Origin of the sequence: Candidatus Bartonella washoeensis Sb944nv, from assembly GCF_000278135.1 — a bacterium.
GTDB lineage: Bacteria > Pseudomonadota > Alphaproteobacteria > Rhizobiales > Rhizobiaceae > Bartonella > Bartonella washoeensis.
Window position 1 is genome coordinate 435,321 of sequence record NZ_JH725023.1, and the last position, 17,835, is coordinate 453,155.

A 17,835-nucleotide genomic window follows, 5' to 3' on the forward strand; every position below is an offset into this window, starting at 1 on the left:
TGGTTAGCTCTAAGGGAACACAAGACACACAACATGTTCTAAAGGCTGACGCTAGCTGTTGCTATGCTTTAGATGCGTAATTAAATTGATTTTACCTGTACTCAATATTTTCTTTTTTGTGAGGGATATTTTTCACGTTTTATTTTCAAAAAATTCTTGCGGTTTAAAACGATAAGTTGTTGAGCAAAATTCACATGTAATTGAAATATATTTGTTTTTAACCATTTTGTTCCGTTCATCAGTGGGAAAACCTTCCAGTATTTCTTTAATTTTTTCGCGTGAACAGGAACATTGATCTACAAGAGAAAGAGGATTAAAAACTCTAACACCTTGTTCATGGAAAAGACGGAACAATAGCTGTTTACTGCCGACTTGGGGATCGGTCAATTCTGCACTTTCAATGGTTCTTGTCAGTGCTTTGGCTTCTTGCCATTGGTTTTCAAGTTGAGCACGGGTTTTAGTTTCTTCTGGTTTTTTATTGGGTTGATATATTTTATGATGAGATGATGCTTGGGGTAAGAGTTGGGTCAAAAGTCCTCCTGCCCGCCAGTTTTTCTGTGGTTTACCTTTTTGGTCGCGGTTGATCAATATAGCGACTGCCAAACGGATATCGGTGGGAATTTGCTCTGATTGGTCAAAATAGGCACGGGAGGCTTCTTGTAAATTTGATTCATCTAGCGCAACGATCCCTTGATAGGGTTGCGTATGGGCACTTTGATGGATAGTGAAGGCTAAAGTGCCTTTTCCCAGCAATGTTTCTGAAGATATTTGATTGTTGGCTATTGCTTGTTCTAGCTTGTCTTCATCAAAACGAGCGTACCCACGTAGATTGGAGGGGGGAGAGAAGTCGCACACCAACATATTAACTGGTCCATTAGAATGGGTTTGTAAAATAAATTTTCCTTTAAGTTTTAGGGAGGTTCCAAGCAGAACTGTCAAGACTAAAGCTTCTGCAAGAAGATAAGAAACCGGTTCAGGATATTGATGTCTTGTGAGAATAGAATTTAAAGTTTCTCCAAGTTGCACGGCACGGCCACGGATGTCGAGTTCTTCAACTTGAAAAGGAATAACAGTATCATCTTCACTTAAGTAAATGTTGTTGAGAAAGGCTTCATCTTTGTTCTGTTCGCGTTCTTCGCTCATATCTCTGCCTTTTCTATATAATTTTTTTGCATGTTATTGTGGAGAGAAAAACGCATCTTGTAAACACCAAGAAAGAATTGCTTTTTGAGCATGAAGACGATTTTCAGCTTCGTCGAAAACAACAGAATGCGGTCCATCGATTACTGAATCTACGACTTCTTCGCCACGATGAGCAGGAAGACAATGCATGAAAAGGGCATTGGGTTTAGCTAATTTCATTAAAGCTTCATTAACTTGGTAAGGCTGGAAAACAGAATGACTACGGGTGCGAAATTCTTGCCCCATGGAAACCCATGTATCGGTCATAATGCAATCGGCATCTTTGGCAGCTTCTTGAGGGTTGTTTGTGAGCATAATATTAGCTCCGCACTCACGTGCCCAGTTAATGTACTTTTCTTGTGGTTCATTGCCTTTTGGTGTAGCAATGCGTAAATGAAAATTAAAGAGAGCCGTTGCTTCGATCAAGGAATGAAGAACATTATTGCCATCTCCCATCCAAGCGAATGTTGCACCAGCAATTGGTCCACGGTGTTCTTCATAGGTTAGAATATCCGCTAGAATTTGGCAAGGATGGGTGTCATCTGTGAGGGCATTAATAATAGGAACTTGGGAATATTGCGCCAATTCGAGCATCCGGTGATGTGCTGTTGTGCGTATTATGATAATATCCACAAAACGTGATAATACACGCGCTGTATCAGCGATAGTTTCGCTATAACCCAGCTGCATTTCTGAGCCTGTTAACATGATCGTGTTTCCACCAAGCTGACGCATACCGATATCAAATGAAACACGCGTTCGTGTGGATGGTTTTTCAAAAATCATCGCCAGTGTTTTATCAACAAAGGGTTTTGAATCTTTTCCTGCTTTGAGGCTTTTTTTGAGAATTTTCGCGTAGTCGATAAGAGTGCGTGCTATATGCGGGGTTAAAATAGATAAATCAGTGAAATGACGAGGAGCATTTGTCATGGTATGATTACTTGCCTTTATTGGGTTCATTTACAAAAGATGAGCAATTGCTTTTTCAATACGATGTAAGCCTTCATATATTTCTTCTTCGGTTATGATAAGGGGAGGTAATAAACGCACAATATTATTACCAGCGTTAACGCATAAAAGACGCTCATTTTCTAATGCATTAATAAGAATATGAGAAGGAATAACACACTGAATTCCCACCATAAGGCCTACACCTTGAATTGCACAGATAATTTCAGGATAACTGCTTAGAATGGTTGAAAGTCCCTTTTTTAGCTTACATCCCATGTGCTGAACATGGTCGAGAAAACCGGGTTCTAATATGATATCAAGAACACAGTTGCCTACAGCCATCCCAAGAAGATTTCCTCCAAAAGTTGATCCGTGGGTTCCTGGTGTCATACTTTTTGCAGCTTTATTTGTTGCAAGACAGGCTCCCAAAGGAAATCCGCCACCCAGTCCCTTTGCAAGGGTAAGAATATCAGGTGTGATATCACTCCATTCGTAAGCAAAAAGCTTCCCTGTTCGTCCGATGCCTGTTTGGACTTCATCCAAAATCAATAACAGATCATTATCATCGCATATTTTGCGCAAAAACTTTAAATATTCATAAGGGACCGTTCGTATTCCTCCTTCTCCCTGAATGGGTTCAATAAGGATGGCAGCGGTATTTTTATTGATAACTTTACGCAAAGCTTTTTCATCACAGAAAGGAATTTGTATAAATCCACCAACTTTGGGACCAAACCCCTTAAGATATTTTTCTTCTCCAGTAGCAGCAAGCGTTGCCAGGGTGCGTCCATGAAATGCACCTTCAAAAGTAATAATTTCAACGCGTGTTGGATGACCAGATACATAATGAGTGTGACGAGCAGTTTTGAATGCGCATTCCAGTGCTTCAGCGCCGGAATTGCAAAAAAAGACCTTATCAGCAAAGCTGTTTGCACAAAGACGTGTGGCAAGAGCTTCTTGTTCAGGTGATTGAAAAAGATTGGAAACATGCCAAAGTTTTTCAGCTTGTATTTTGAGAGTATCAACCAATTTTGGATGTGCATACCCTAATGCATTAACAGCAATGCCAGACGTGAAATCAAGATAACGCTCTCCTTTATCGGAAACAAGCCATACACCCTTGCCCTGTTCGAAATGCAAATTACGTCGAGCAAAGCACTGGTAAAGTGGCTGTATCGTTGTAGCATCCATCATTATTTCCTTTATGTTCTCAATTCGCAATACAACAAATAAAACAATGCTGCAAACAAAACACATTGCATTTTTTATCTTTGAGCACAGTGCAATCAGTGTTTCATTACGATCAATTACTAGCTCTATAGATCATTGCACCAATTGGCAAAAGCTAATGAAGGTTTTGCAAAGAACATTTGTAGGAAAAAGCCTTAGGTAAAAACGATAGTTTGACCTCTGATTGATTCGCAAGTTGGGGAAAACATTGTAAATAGACACTTCAAGAAGCAAAGACTCTTGTCATAAAGTCAGTGCATATTGTAGTTTAACTCAGCAAGCGAGATTGTGTTTCAGTTTATAAATTTCATAGGTTGAGTGAAGTTTTTTGTGCTCTGAGAGAGATAAAAGTTTTTCATTCGGCTCATTAAAAATATGATTGAAACATTTGAAGAGGCAAAAGAGTGCCTCTCAATGAGGTGATCAGAATGGAGTGCTGATATGAGTTGGACATGTGAACGCGTTGAACTTCTTAAGAAGCTTTGGAGTGAGGGGTTGAGTGCAAGTCAGATAGCAGCTCAGTTAGGTGGGGTTAGTAGGAATGCAGTGATCGGTAAAGTGCACCGGTTAAAACTACCTGGACGTGGTAAGACAGCACAGGCGATTTCGCGTGCACAAAAGACAATTGTGAGCGTCAGTTCATCATCACCGCGAATACGTCGCACCACATCAACGGTATTGCCAACCAATGCTGCTTCTTGCAGTGTTGGAGCGACAGCTTTAAAGATGGATGTAGTAGCGGAAGATGTAACAGAAGTTGATGTGTCTGCAAAATCAAATGTGGTTGTTCCTATATCACGTCAGCTTAATCTTTTGCAATTGAGTGAAAATACATGTAGATGGCCAGTTGGCGATCCTTTATCATCAGATTTCCATTTTTGTGGTGCTGATTCTGGTGAGAACAGCCCTTATTGTGCTTTTCATGCCAAGATAGCTTTTCAGCCAATCTCTGAAAGACGGCGGATAAGGGTATAATATTTGCAATGTAATCTGATATTATATTCTATGTTTTATTATTAAATTCCAGTTTATATGAAAGAGAAATTTGCCAAGCTGGGGATTTAATGAATGGAGAAATTCTTCCCTCGAGGGAAGTCATTCAAATTTTAGCTTTTCGCATTATTATATGGTTATATAACGCAGGGATGTCAATCATTGCCCATCTTCACTGTCTCTCTTTAAGTTTACGCTTTACGGTTTTCAAAAATATACACGGTAATATTTTTGGAATTTTGCAGCATCTCACGTTTTTATGTTTGCGTGTCTTTATGTCTTTAATCGGGGTATCTTCTTTACAGAACAGCATATCATTTTTCTATTCATTCACGCACTTGTTTTAAAAAGGCATCTCTCTTTTCTTCCAAGCTCATCACTCGTGAATAGTATCCCACAAGATTTATAGTATCACCATTTTTTGCTTATGATGAAGGTACACACCAGCACCATCGTTATATTTACCAATACTCCATATTGTTACTTCTTATTGCATGAAGCTGACTTGGCATATTTAGCTTTTTTTCAAACGGTTTTTATCCACACATCGCTACTTCTTGTGAGGTGCAAGCAAATTTCGAATATAGCGATGAAATGAGCAAATATTCCTGTATTTGGTATTCTCATTCAATAGGAGGAAAGCGATTAATTATCTTTATGCATCAATGTGTTGTCGTTTAACAGGTTTTCTGTTATGAGAGCTTTTTCAATTTTTGGCAGGATTTTTTTTTGATAAATTTGCCATGTTAAGGGGCCAATGTGTCTAGCAATAATGCTGCTCTCTTTATTTAAGAGAAAGGTTTCTGGTGGTCCATACACCCCCCAATTAATGGCCACATGCCCTGAAACATCAAAGCCAATAAATTTAAAAGGATTACCAAAATTACTCAGAAAGCGTTGAGCGTTCTCTTTGTTATCTTTATAATTAATGCCAATAAGATCAAAACGTTGATCTTGTGCAATTTTCATAAGAACAGGATGCTCTTCGCGACAGGGTGAACACCAAGATCCCCAAAAATTAACTAATGTTACCCGCCCTTTAAATTCTTCTGAATTGAAAAAATGATTTTCATTACCAAGTAGGGGAAGACTAGTTTGGGGGGCCGTTTTTCCTGCTAATGCGTTTGGGAGAAGAGAAGTATCGTTTGGGTGCTTATTGTCCATAAAGTTGAAAAAAAGCATAATAAGAAGAAGAAAAAACACAAACGGTCCAAAAAGACCGAAAAAGACGGGCAGAGATAAATTGTTTTTAGGTTTTGGAGGAATAATTTTCATTATATTTTTCTTTTCGAAGCGTGTCTTTTCCATTCAGTTTCTGTAGGATTTTTTTTTGGTACATACCTTTGCGAAGAATATGCACGATAAAACACAGGAGGGAAATTGCAGAAAGCATATAGCTCAAAACAACAATTTGTTCGTGGTGAAGAGTGCCAAGGAAAAAATCAATTTGCTGAGACAGATTTCCTAGAAGTCGCTTATGGATACTATTTAGGTCGAGCATGATGAAGAGTCCTGATATTGAGAACGACGGGCTTCTTTAATTTGAAGTATTTGGATATGACGACCATTAATTTCGTTTCGCATAGCCATCAAGTAGAGCAAAATAAACATAAAGGTGAAAAAAATTATCATTGTGATGAGGGGCCATAGCATAGCGCGGTCGATTGTTGTGCCTCCTGAACGTAAAAGCGATGCTGATTGATGAAGTGTATTCCACCAATTAACGGAAAATTTAATAATGGGGATATTTACAAACCCAACGAGTGTCAGAATTGCTGTAGCGCGTGCAGCTTTTTCTTTGTTATCAAAGGCGCGATCAAGCATGATAATGGCTAGGTAAATAAAAAGCAGGATCAAAACTGACGTTAGCCGTGCATCCCATACCCACCATGTTCCCCATGTGGGACGTCCCCAGAGAGCTCCTGTCACGAGGGTCAAGGCTGTAAAAATAGCACCAATGGGTGCACCACATTTGAGTGCCACATCAGCAAGATGATATCTCCAAATCAGACTTCCTAGTGCAGCGGCACTCATTATTATGTAACAGAACATAGATAACCATGCAAATGGTACATGAATGTACATAATCTTGACAGTAATACCCTGTTGATAGTCATCAGGGGAATATAAAATCAGAATAAGCCCTAAGATAAAAAAACATAATGTTATACTGGTTATCCAAGGCAAAACGGTACTGCTTATTTTCATGAAATGGGTTAAACTTGCGGGCAGTGACCTCATTTTATGTGTGCGAGATGTTTTATTCATACAATTTATAATAAGCAGAGTTTAGCTGTGCGGCAATCATCTTCTACTATTCTGATAAAAACTTGAGCGTTATAGCTGTAACAAAAGAACTAAAAAGACTCAAAAGAAGCGAAAAAGCGATAAGAAGAGCTAGGGAAGTGAGAAAAGAAACATTTGGATTTGTTGGAGCTGTAGCAGCCGAAATGCCAAAAATCATGATTGGAATTATCCATGGCAAGATGATAATGAAAATGAGAAGAGAGCTGTGTAATAATGACGTTGCAAGAGCCGCTCCTATAGCGCCAATAAAAATAATGGCAGGTGTTCCGCATAAGAGGGTGAGTGTTGTTGTAAAAGTTATTGTTGCATCTAAATGGAGCATGAATGCTAAAATAGGAGTAGCAAAAATAAGCGGAAGCATAGTTCCTGCCCAATGGGCAAAGCATTTGGTAAAGACAATCAGTGTAAGACTTTGTCTTTGTCCAGAAAGAATGAATTGGTCGAGACTTCCATCATCAAAATCGGTTTGAAAAAGTTTGTTTAGATTGAGGAGTCCTGCGAGAAGGGCTCCAACCCATAATACGCCTGGACCTACTTGCGCGAGAATTTTGGGATCTGGTCCAATGGCGAATGGGATTATCATAATAACAGCAATGAAAAACAAAAGTCCTGTTAATGTAGAAGCTTGTGGTGTTAAGGTTAATCGAAGATCACGCCAGAACAGTGCTTTCATTCTTTTTCCTCCTCGAGAGGTAAAAATTTTTCTAGAGTGATTCTGTGGTTTTCTGGAATGCCGAGTGGATTGTGCGTTGCAGCGACAATTATGCCACCTTGGTTTAGATGATGCTGAAAAATATTAGCAAGGATAGTTTGAGCGTGATTATCAACTCCAGATATTGGTTCATCTAAAATCCAAATGGGTCTATAGGATAGCAAAAGGCGGGCAATGGCTACACGTCTTTTTTGTCCGGTTGATAGAACATTGAAGGGTAAGAGTCCAAGATTTGAGAGACCAATTTCGGCAAGGGCTTCGTGTGGATAGCGTAGATGTTGCCCATAAAATGCTGACCAAAATCGCAGATTGTCAATGACTGATAAGAAAGGTTTCATAGCATTTTGGGGACCAAGATAATGACATGCAGTTGATACAGGATATGTTTTTTCATGGTCTTTAAGGATTACATAACCTTCTGCAGCTTCAAGAAGGCCAACAATGATTCGTAGTAATGTAGATTTTCCGATTCCATTGGGTCCTGTAATTGTCATCAGTTGTTTTGGGAATAAACAAAAAGAAAGACCTTGAAACAGCACTTTTTCGTTTCTGTAAGCTGCTAAATTTTTGCCCGATAACACCATGTGATTGCCTGTTTTGTTTTTGATTTCTATAATCTTTATTGCATTATAGGATAAAAAACATGTTTTTTATCCTATTGTACCTAGAATAGTTCTAGAAATAGTTCTATAAGACATGTATTACATCAATATCTGGTGTAGAATGGTTTTCGGCGCCGATTTCCGAATTTGCCTATGAGAAGGTGGAGGGGGAAATGAATGGTGTGGAGGTGATCGCGTCTGCGCTCAAGCTGCGACCTTGACTCGTAGTTTGTGTTGTTCATTCCAGGAAATTGGGTAGTTTGTTGTATGAGGGTAGGCAGTCATGTCTCAAATTGATAGTTTTAATTGTCGCAGAATTTTAGATATTGGTGGCAAAGAATATACTTATTATAGTTTAATCGAAGCGGAGCAGAATGGGCTTGCCGGTGTCTCTCGTTTACCGTTTTCGATGAAAGTTATTCTTGAAAATTTGTTACGATTTGAGGACGGCCGCACGGTCAAGAAAGAAGATATTTTAAACGTTGCTAAGTGGTTAAATGATAAAGGCAGTGCTGGTGCAGAAATTGCCTATCGTCCCGCACGGGTTCTCATGCAAGATTTTACAGGTGTTCCCGCAGTCGTTGACCTTTCTGCAATGCGTGACGCTATGGTAAAACTTGGAGGAAATGCTGAAAAAATCAACCCTCTCATCCCTGTTGATCTTGTCATTGACCATTCAATTATCGTTGATCATTTTGGCAATCCTATGGCTTTTAAAGACAATGTTGAGTGTGAATATGAACGCAATAGCGAACGTTATCGTTTTCTTAAGTGGGGACAGCAAGCTTTTCAAAATTTTCGCGTTGTTCCTCCAGGGACGGGAATTTGCCATCAGGTTAATTTAGAATATTTGGCACAATGTGTGTGGATAAAGGGTGAAGGAGGGCATCAGACGGTTTATCCTGATACCTGTGTAGGGACTGATTCGCACACAACTATGGTGAATGGTTTAGGTGTTTTAGGCTGGGGTGTTGGTGGTATTGAAGCAGAAGCGGCAATGTTAGGCCAGCCCGTTTCTATGTTGTTGCCCGAAGTCATCGGTTTTCGTTTAACGGGCAAACTTAAAGAAGGTGTTACTGCTACTGATTTAGTATTAACGGTTACGCAAATTTTACGCAAGAAGGGTGTTGTCGGTAAATTTGTTGAGTTTTTTGGTTCAGGTCTGGAGCATATGACGCTTGCTGATCGCGCAACGATTGCGAATATGGCACCCGAATATGGCGCGACGTGTGGTTTTTTTCCCATTGACAAAGAAACAGTGCGCTATCTCAATATGACCGGGCGTGATGAAACTCGGATTGCTCTAGTAGAAGCTTATTCCAAAGTACAAGGGATGTGGCATGATGAAATGATTGCTGATCCCATTTTTACTGATACAATTGAATTAGATATGGAAAGTGTTGTGCCTTCTATGGCCGGTCCTAAACGTCCTGAAGGGCGTATTGCATTAGAAAGTGTTGGACAGGGTTTTGAGGCGGCATTGGTTGAGGACTATAAGAAGACTGTTGGGCAAGATGAGCGTCATGGGGTTGAGGGTGAAGAATACACGCTTGGCCATGGCGATGTGGTGATTGCTGCGATTACTTCTTGTACGAATACATCAAATCCAAGTGTTCTTATTGCTGCAGGTCTGTTGGCGCGTAATGCTGTAGCCAAAGGTCTCAAGAGCAAACCATGGGTTAAGACTTCTCTTGCTCCTGGCTCGCAAGTCGTTGAAGCTTACCTTATCAATTCAGGTCTCCAAAAAGATTTAAATACACTGGGATTCAACTTAGTGGGTTTTGGGTGTACGACATGTATTGGAAACTCTGGTTCTTTGTATCCAGCTATTTCAAAAACAATTAATGATAATGGTTTAATCGCTGCTGCAGTTCTTTCAGGGAATCGTAACTTTGAAGGGCGTGTGTCCCCTGATGTGCAAGCAAATTATTTAGCTTCGCCGCCACTAGTTGTCGCACATGCTTTGGCTGGAACAGTGCGTAAAGATTTAAGCAAGGATCCTCTTGGTGAAGGTTCAGATGGTCAGCCGGTTTATTTAAGAGACATTTGGCCAACGTCTAAAGAGATACAAGAATTTATCGAGAAGAATGTCACACGTAAGATTTTTGTCGAAAAATACGCGGATGTCTTTAAGGGAGACGAAAATTGGCAAAAAGTTCAAGCTCCTACAGGTGTTACCTATTCGTGGGATGAGCAATCAACATATGTGCGTAATCCGCCTTATTTTGATAATATGCGGAAAATTCCTGATGTGTTGTCGGATATTAAAGACGCACGAATCTTAGGTTTGTTTGGTGATAAAATTACGACGGACCATATTTCTCCTGCTGGTTCTATTAAGGTTGATTCCCCTGCTGGAAAATATCTGATTGATCATGATGTTAAAGTGGCTGACTTTAACCAGTATGGAACGCGTCGTGGGAATCATGAGGTTATGATGCGTGGGACCTTTGCCAATATTCGCATTCGTAACTTTATGTTAGGAGAGAATGGTCGTGAAGGAGGCTATACAGTTCATTATCCATCAGGAACAGAACAAACAATTTATGATGCAGCAATGGCATATAAGCGGGAAGGTGTTCCGCTCGTTATTTTTTCTGGTATTGAATACGGCAATGGCTCATCTCGTGATTGGGCGGCTAAGGGCACCAATCTTCTTGGTGTAAAGGCAGTGATTGCTCAGTCTTTTGAGCGGATTCATCGTTCTAATCTTGTTGGTATGGGGATCGTTCCCTTTGTGTTTGAAGCGGGTGTAAGTTGGCAATCACTTGGTTTAAGAGGGGATGAAAAGGTAACGATTGAAGGGGTTCATGATTTGAAGCCTCGTCAGAAAACCATGGCTACAATCACTTTTTCTGATGGAACGATAAAAGTTGTGCCATTATTATGCCGTGTCGATACTGAAGATGAGCTCGATTACCTACATCATGGTGGAATTTTACAATATGTTTTGCGGAATCTGGCAGTTTAAATCGCATTTGTTCGTTTAGGAGTGTCGTTAGACTATTAAGTTGGGTATCAAGGGGATGATTTTCGTTTTTTATGCGCAACTTTTGAGAATTCGATTGACGTTTGCTTTAGGATTGCGCTATAAGCTGCACAGTTATCAGCAACTTTATAGTTTAGCTTAGATTTGTTTATGTTGGTAGGGATATCGCTTAGGCTGTTCCTACCGGTGAGTTGAGAGAGAGATATATTTATGGCGAATACACCTTCGGCTCAAAAGGCGGTGCGCAAGGTTGCTGCCCGCACTCAAGTTAATCGGGCTCGCCGTTCACGCGTTCGTACCTTCATGCGTAAGTTTGACGATGCTTTGGCTAGTGGCGATAAGGCATGTGCAGAAATGGCATTTAAAAGTTTTGAGCCTGAAATTATGCGTGCTGTTTCCAAAGGGGTTTTTCATAAAAATGCTGCAGCACGAAAAGTATCGCGTTTAGCAAAACGTTTGAAAACCTTTAACATTTAATCTTTTTTCATTTGTTAAAAATCAAACCAGCATCCGTTTGGGTGCTGGTTTTTTTATTTTAAAAATACCGCCCTTCTAAAAAAGGGAAGTATGCGGTGATTCTCTCCATGAAAAACTAGAGTGGATTTGTAGAAGTTGTATGGTTATCCACAAGCTTTGTGGATTTTTGCAGAGTCTTCTTTAGTCAAGCTTTTTTATTTTTTTTTTTAATCTGAAGAAATTCTTTAATGATTAGTAAATTTAGAGAAAAAAAAGTGAATTGAATCAATTATTTTTCTCATTCCTCATTTGTAGCAGCAGGTTTATAGCAGCTTTTTAGGAGCTTTTGATTTTTTTTTGACCTCTTCCATTTTACCTCTGCTGTTTTGTATGGTTCTTATCAGGATTGGAAGCATACAGGGTTTACATCAGCTTATTATCCTATGTTATGTTGAGTGTAACATGCTTTGGTTTAGGCTGTTATGAGCTCTCAAGTTGGATAGGTTTTCTGGCGTGTTTTTTAGTTTTTTTGATTGGTATGTTTTTCGTTTTAAAAGAATGGATCATATCATGAGGGCAAGTAAATCTTATTGGTCATCTTTGTTAGTGGGGTTGTGGTGAGATTATCCTAGGGGAGGATAAGTAATCTTATTTGGGGTAGGCTGTTTTTGCATTCGCTAAATTTGTTTTTAGCTGTTTGGCGAGACAAAGTTTTTGTTTTTATCGGGATGGAAGATGGTGGATAAATTGAACTCTAAAGTTGATTCCTTAAAAAGGGTTTCGGTGAATATCCTGTCGGCAGAGAGAATAATAAAGAATAAGATGACGGATAGAGGTGGATCAGTTGATAGAAGTGTTTCTATAGAGCATCCGGTTATTTCAGAGGAGGAAGGTGCGGCAGCTTTCGCGCGTGTGATGGCTCAATTAAAGGTGCAGGTGGGTATCGAAGCTTATACGAGTTGGTTTGGTCGGTTAAAGCTTGCTGAATATAGTCGTAATCTTGTAAAGCTTTCTGTTCCTACGGCTTTTTTACGTTCGTGGATTAATAATCACTATGGTTCTCTTTTGACCAGTTTATGGAAACAAGAGAATTCGGCCATTCTTCGCGTTGAAGTCATCGTTCGCGGTATGAAGCGCGTTTCAAAAGGTGTCGTCTGTAGAACGACTGCAACTCCTGTTGTTGTGGAAGAGCAGACAGTTTCATCTTTTGTTGAGAGTTGTACGGAGCATTCAGTAAAGGGTGTTGAAGCAGGGGTTTTTGGTTCGCCGCTTGATTCTCGCTATACTTTTGAAAATTTTGTTGAGGGTTCTTCTAACCGTGTTGCTTTAGCTGCAGCGCGTTCGATTGCAGAGGGGCATAAAAGTGCCTTGCGTTTTAATCCTCTTTTTATTCACGCGTCTGTTGGTTTAGGAAAAACACATTTACTTCAAGCTGTTGCGGCTGCTGCACTGAAGCGTTTAACACCTGCACGGGTTATTTATTTGACTGCTGAATATTTTATGTGGCGTTTTGCGACAGCTATTCGTGATAATGCTGCTCTTTCTTTTAAAGAGCAGCTTCGCGATATTGATCTGTTGATTATTGATGATATGCAGTTTTTGCAAGGCAAGTCGATACAGAACGAATTTTGTCATTTACTCAACATGTTGCTTGATAGCGCAAAACAAGTTGTTGTGGCTGCTGATCGTCCGCCAGCAGAATTAGAATCACTTGATCTTCGTGTTCGGTCTAGACTTCAGGGGGGAGTTGCCCTTGAAATTGAAGCACCAGATTATGAAATGCGTTTAAAAATGTTGCGTCAACGGTTAAAAATGGCGCAACAAGATGATAACATGGTTGTAATTTCCGATGAAGTTTTGGAGTATATTGCTAAAACGGTTTTGGGTTCGGGGCGTGATATTGAGGGGGCATTTAATCAGTTGTTGTTTCGTCAGTCTTTCGAGTCTGATTTGTCTTTGGAACGAATTGATGAATTTTTGGGTCATTTAACACGTTCAGGTGAGTCCAAGCGTATTCGGATTGAAGAAATTCAGCGTGCTGTTGCGCGTCATTATAATGTTTCTAAGCAAGATTTGTTGTCTAATCGTCGGACGCGTACAGTTGTAAAGCCGCGACAAGTTGCAATGTATTTGGCAAAAATGCTAACGCCTCGCTCATTGCCAGAGATTGGACGTCGTTTTGGAGGGCGAGATCACACGACGGTTTTACATGCTATCCGTAAAATTGAAGATTTGGTTTGTGATGATCAGACTTTAGCCAAAGAGCTTGAGTTGCTTAAGCGGTTGATTGGAGAGCAGGCTGCGTAACGTTTATAGCTTTTCCACTGTTTATCGAAAGTATTGCAGAGGGATTAAATAGGAGCAGCTCTTTTGCTTATAAAGGAGTCACTTGCCATTTTAAGGGAGGTTGAATAAACTCTAGCAAGTGATTCTTTCAGGTAAATTAGTTTGTTTTTAATCTAGAGAATTCCTATAATTGTTGGTAAATTATAATGGGGATTTTTATGCATATTACAGTTGATCGCAGTCAACTTCTCAAATCTCTTGGTCGTGTTCACCGTGTGGTTGAGCGCCGTAATACTGTTCCTATTTTGTCGAATGTGTTGATTGATGCAGATAAGGATAGTGTTCAATTAAAAGCAACAGACCTTGATTTAGAGGTTACAGAATCTTTTATGGCCAATGTAAAACAAGCTGGGGCAATAACTGTTCCAGCACATTTGCTGTATGACATAGTTCGGAAGCTTCCTGATGGCAGTGAGATTGTATTATCAGTTGATATGAATCAGGCGAGTACAATGTCTGTTGTTTCTGGTCGTGCTAATTTCCAACTTCAATGTCTTCCTAAAATAGATTTTCCAGAGTCGCTTCCGGGACAGTTTGGTTACCGTTTTTCTTTATCAGCGTCAAGCTTGAAGCATTTGCTTGATTGTACACAATTTGCTATTTCTACTGAAGAAACGCGTTATTATCTTAATGGTATTTATTTTCATGTTGTTGATGACGGTGTTCTAAAACTGCGTTTAGTTGCTACCGATGGTCATCGTTTGGCACAAGTTGATATGGAGGCTCCTTCTGGGGTTGAGGGTATGCCGGGTGTCATTGTTCCTCGTAAAGCTGTAGGAGAGTTGCAAAAGCTTCTTTCTGAAGAAATTGATGATGATGTGTGTGTAGAGCTTTCAGAAACAAAGATTCGTTTTTCTATAGGTTCTGTGGTTTTTACATCAAAGTTAATTGATGGAACATTCCCAGAGTATCAACGCGTTATTCCTCTTACAAACGATAAAAAGTTGGTTGTCAATAGGCAAGATTTTTCTTCTGCAGTTGATCGTGTTTCTACAATTTCAAGTGATCGAGGGCGTGCAGTGAAATTAACGATTGAGCAGGGGCAATTGAAGCTTGTTGTTAATAATCCTGATTCGGGGAGCGCGGAAGATCAATTGGCGGCCACTTATACATCTGATCCGCTTGAGATAGGGTTTAATTCGCGTTATCTTTTGGATATTGCTGGGCAACTTTCGAGCGATGAGATGGTTTTTATGTTGGCTGAAGCTGCAGCTCCGGCTCTGATTCGTGATAATGATGATGCGGATGCACTTTATGTGCTGATGCCTATTCGCGTTTAAGGACGATTATTTTGCAATGTATAGCTGGTCATGTGCACAAAGTGGCAGTGAGACAGCTAAGGCTTGTGCGTTATCGCAACTATTTATCCTTTAATATTCATTTTTCAGGACAGCATGTAGTTTTTACTGGCCATAACGGTGCTGGTAAGACAAATCTTTTAGAGGCATTGTCTTTTCTTTCTCCTGGTCGTGGTTTACGGCGTGCGGCTTATTCTGATGTCAGTTTTGCAGATGGTGGAAATGGTGGATTTGTTGTGTTTGCTCGTCTTCAATGTGCTCTGTATGGTGAAGTGGATATTGGTACAGCTTTGGAGATTGGCGATAACAGTCGAAAAGTCCATATTAATGGTGTGAATGAGACAAGTGATTGCTTAACAGATTACTGTCATATTAATGTTCTCACTCCTTCTATGGATGGGCTTTTTACTGGATCCTCGCTGGAGCGCCGCCGTTTTTTAGATCGCATGGTTTTGGCTATTGATCCTTTTCATGGTCGTCGCATAACGGATTATGATAGGACTATGCGTGCCCGTAATCGTTTATTTTTGGATGGCAGTGAAGATCATGTTTGGTTTAATGCGTTAGAAAAGCAGATGGCAGAATTAGCAACGGCTATTGCTGCGGCGCGTATTGATATTATTCGGCTTTTAAATGGCATGTTTGCACAAATGCCAGTTCATACACCTTTTCCGCGAGCCTTTTTGCAAGTTGATGGTTTCTTAGAAACAGCACTGAGTAAAACATCGGCGATTGAGGTTGAAGAGCAATTTTGTAATCGATTGCAGCGTAACCGGGCAGTAGACCGTGCTGCTGGACGGACATTAGAAGGACCACATCGCACAGATTTGCAGGTTTTTTATGCTGACAAAAATATGGCTGCAGCATTTTGTTCAACAGGCGAGCAAAAAGCTTTGCTGACAGGTTTAGTTTTGTGTCATGCGCGTTTAACGGGTATGATGTCAGAGAGAGCCCCTATTCTCCTTCTTGATGAAATAGCTGCCCATCTTGATTTTCATCGGCGTGCTGCTTTATTTGATATTCTTGATGATTTAGGGGGACAAACATTTATGACAGGAACAGATCCCATTTTATTTGACGCCTTGAAAGGACGTGCAGAGTTTTTTGAAATTAAAGATGGAGCTTTATTGCAGTAACAACATGCTAGAGTTTTTTTTATAATGTAATGATCGGGAAGAAGAAGCATACTATGTCTAGGGTTATAACGGTTTTAAATGGTCCTAATTTAAATTTTCTTGGTAAACGTGAACCAGAAATTTATGGCACTGAAACTCTAGAAGACATTGAACAATTTTGCAGAGAATGGGCAATGAAGCTTGGCGTAACAGTGCACTTTCACCAAAGTAATTGTGAGGGACAGTTGGTAGAGTGGATACAGGCAGCGATTGGGAGAAGTGCTGGTTTGATCATTAATTCAGCTGCTTACAGTCATACATCTGTTGCTCTTCTTGATGCATTAAAAATGTTTTTAGGGATAAAAGTAGAAGTTCATTTATCTAATATTTATCAGCGTGAAGCCTTTCGTCACCATTCTTATACATCTGCGGGTGTGGATGCAGTCATTGCTGGCTGTGGGCGTGAAGGATATCGGTTTGCACTTGAATATATTGCTAAGCGACTTCATTATAATGAATAAAAAGCAAATGTTGGATAAGAGTAATATGGGCACTGAATTGACTTGATAATTATTTTTTGGATAAGTAAGATGATATTATTTTATTTACTGCAATTGCCAGTGCATATAACGGGGGCAGGTGAAGATGAAAAGCTTTGTTAGACAATTAGAGATGCTTGCAATTTTAGGGATTGCACTGTTTTTGTCTGGTTGTAAAATTGATGTTCTTCAGCCATCGGGTTATGTTGCGCGTCAACAGCTCATTTTGATTGTTATCTGTGTGCTTGTTATGCTTTGTATTGTGATTCCGGTAATGGTGAGTGTGGTATTTTTGGCGATCAAATATCGTGCATCAAATACAGCAGAAGATTATTTACCTGATTGGGGGCATTCCAATAAAATTGAAGCATTTATGTGGGGTATTCCAATTATGATCGTAATGGTTTTAGGTTCATTAACAGCCTATTATACCTATAAACTTGAACCCGCGAATTCACTTCCGGTGGAAGTTGTTGGTGAACAGAAGCCATTGCAAGTTGATGTTGTAGCTCTTGATTGGAAATGGCTCTTTATTTATCCAGAGTACAATGTTGCGTCGATCAATGAAATTTATGCACCTGAAGGCCGTCAGGTTTTGTTGCAGTTGACATCAGAGAATTCTGTTAATGCCTTTTGGGTGCCAAAACTGGGCACAGTTCTTTATGCTATGCCTCAGATGAATGCTAAATTGCATTTGGTGGCTGAAGAACAAGGAATATTCAAAGGAAGCTCGGCCAATTACAGTGGTGATGGTTTTGCAGGTATGCGGTTTCAGTGGCATTCTGTGTCTTCGCAAGATTTTGATGATTGGATTGCTAAAGTACGCGCTAATGGTCAAGTACTTGATCGCACATCTTATCGTCAGCTTTCCATTGCGCCTCGTATGGGTGATGTTGCTGCGAAGGAAAAGGATGCTGAAGTGCGTTATTTTTCACCTGTTGAGAAGCGGCTTTACTATCGGGTTGTCAATCGATGTGTTGATGAAAATACTGTATGTAATGAAGACTTAATGAAGCGTGCTGCGGCTCAGACATTGTGGGGTGCACTTTGTTCAGTTTTTGATCCTAGTGTTATTTAGAGTATCGATCGAGAGAGACCCCTTTTTAAAATAAGGT

Annotated in this window: 16 protein-coding genes; 8 read left to right on the forward strand and 8 right to left on the reverse strand. The window is 40.0% G+C overall.

The features are described from left to right. Positions 1 to 132: 132 nt before the first annotated feature. The 3 genes from MCQ_RS04395 to MCQ_RS04405 are packed head-to-tail and all read right to left on the reverse strand — an operon-like array spanning position 133 to position 3,324. Complete coding sequence (locus MCQ_RS04395; RefSeq protein ID WP_006923782.1) at positions 133 to 1,143, reverse strand: Hsp33 family molecular chaperone; 1,011 nt, start codon at positions 1,141 to 1,143, stop codon at positions 133 to 135. Between the two features lie 33 nt (positions 1,144 to 1,176). After that, the gene (gene argF / locus MCQ_RS04400) at positions 1,177 to 2,112 is read right to left on the reverse strand and encodes an ornithine carbamoyltransferase (RefSeq protein WP_006923784.1); all 936 of its coding nucleotides are present in this window, start codon (positions 2,110 to 2,112) and stop codon (positions 1,177 to 1,179) included. A 30-nt stretch (positions 2,113 to 2,142) separates the two neighbouring features. Next, positions 2,143 to 3,324, reverse strand: a complete 1,182-nt coding sequence (locus MCQ_RS04405; RefSeq protein WP_006923786.1) for an aspartate aminotransferase family protein — start codon at positions 3,322 to 3,324, stop codon at positions 2,143 to 2,145. A gap of 480 nt (positions 3,325 to 3,804) precedes the next feature. On the opposite strand from MCQ_RS04405, the gene MCQ_RS04410 reads away from it, so the two are divergent. Next, a complete protein-coding gene (locus tag MCQ_RS04410; protein WP_006923788.1) occupies positions 3,805 to 4,338 on the forward strand; it encodes a GcrA family cell cycle regulator in 534 nt (177 codons plus the stop codon). A 663-nt stretch (positions 4,339 to 5,001) separates the two neighbouring features. On the opposite strand, the gene MCQ_RS04420 is transcribed toward MCQ_RS04410, so the two are convergent. Genes MCQ_RS04420 through ccmA form a run of 5 tightly spaced genes read right to left on the reverse strand, consistent with a single transcriptional unit; the run spans position 5,002 to position 7,959 of the window. Beyond that, a complete protein-coding gene (locus tag MCQ_RS04420; protein ID WP_035007903.1) occupies positions 5,002 to 5,631 on the reverse strand; it encodes a DsbE family thiol:disulfide interchange protein in 630 nt (209 codons plus the stop codon). Next, positions 5,606 to 5,857 (reverse strand): heme exporter protein CcmD, encoded by a 252-nt coding sequence (locus tag MCQ_RS09590; RefSeq protein ID WP_006923791.1) that lies wholly within the window; start codon positions 5,855 to 5,857, stop codon positions 5,606 to 5,608. Before MCQ_RS09590 ends, MCQ_RS04420 begins: the two co-directional genes overlap by 26 nt. Beyond that, on the reverse strand, positions 5,845 to 6,624 hold the full coding sequence (locus MCQ_RS04430) for a heme ABC transporter permease (protein ID WP_035007905.1): 780 nt from the start codon (positions 6,622 to 6,624) through the stop codon (positions 5,845 to 5,847). The genes MCQ_RS09590 and MCQ_RS04430 overlap by 13 nt, the downstream gene beginning before the upstream one ends. Positions 6,625 to 6,670: 46 nt before the next feature. Next, entirely contained in the window at positions 6,671 to 7,336 is a 666-nt protein-coding gene (gene ccmB, locus MCQ_RS04435; RefSeq protein ID WP_006923795.1) for a heme exporter protein CcmB, read from the reverse strand. Further along, positions 7,333 to 7,959, reverse strand: coding sequence for a heme ABC exporter ATP-binding protein CcmA (gene ccmA, locus MCQ_RS04440; RefSeq protein WP_006923796.1), 627 nt, complete (start codon positions 7,957 to 7,959; stop codon positions 7,333 to 7,335). The genes ccmB and ccmA overlap by 4 nt, the downstream gene beginning before the upstream one ends. 301 nt (positions 7,960 to 8,260) lie before the next feature. Here ccmA and acnA point away from each other — a divergent pair, with 301 nt between their 5' ends. The 7 genes from acnA to cyoA all read left to right on the forward strand — a co-directional run bounded on the left by acnA (position 8,261) and on the right by cyoA (position 17,798). Beyond that, the gene (gene acnA, locus MCQ_RS04445) at positions 8,261 to 10,948 is read left to right on the forward strand and encodes an aconitate hydratase AcnA (RefSeq protein WP_006923798.1); all 2,688 of its coding nucleotides are present in this window, start codon (positions 8,261 to 8,263) and stop codon (positions 10,946 to 10,948) included. 228 nt (positions 10,949 to 11,176) lie between these two features. Continuing rightward, on the forward strand, positions 11,177 to 11,443 hold the full coding sequence (gene rpsT, locus MCQ_RS04450) for a 30S ribosomal protein S20 (protein WP_006923799.1): 267 nt from the start codon (positions 11,177 to 11,179) through the stop codon (positions 11,441 to 11,443). Between the two features lie 714 nt (positions 11,444 to 12,157). Next, a complete protein-coding gene (gene dnaA, locus MCQ_RS04455) occupies positions 12,158 to 13,729 on the forward strand; it encodes a chromosomal replication initiator protein DnaA (RefSeq protein WP_006923800.1) in 1,572 nt (523 codons plus the stop codon). 197 nt (positions 13,730 to 13,926) lie between these two features. Next, the gene (gene dnaN, locus MCQ_RS04460; RefSeq protein WP_006923802.1) at positions 13,927 to 15,048 is read left to right on the forward strand and encodes a DNA polymerase III subunit beta; all 1,122 of its coding nucleotides are present in this window, start codon (positions 13,927 to 13,929) and stop codon (positions 15,046 to 15,048) included. Between the two features lie 20 nt (positions 15,049 to 15,068). After that, the gene (gene recF, locus MCQ_RS04465; protein WP_035007961.1) at positions 15,069 to 16,202 is read left to right on the forward strand and encodes a DNA replication/repair protein RecF; all 1,134 of its coding nucleotides are present in this window, start codon (positions 15,069 to 15,071) and stop codon (positions 16,200 to 16,202) included. Positions 16,203 to 16,255: 53 nt separating this feature from the next. Then, complete coding sequence (gene aroQ / locus MCQ_RS04470; RefSeq protein ID WP_006923804.1) at positions 16,256 to 16,702, forward strand: type II 3-dehydroquinate dehydratase; 447 nt, start codon at positions 16,256 to 16,258, stop codon at positions 16,700 to 16,702. 124 nt (positions 16,703 to 16,826) lie between these two features. Continuing rightward, entirely contained in the window at positions 16,827 to 17,798 is a 972-nt protein-coding gene (cyoA, locus tag MCQ_RS04475) for a ubiquinol oxidase subunit II (protein ID WP_006923805.1), read from the forward strand. Positions 17,799 to 17,835: the final 37 nt, after the last annotated feature.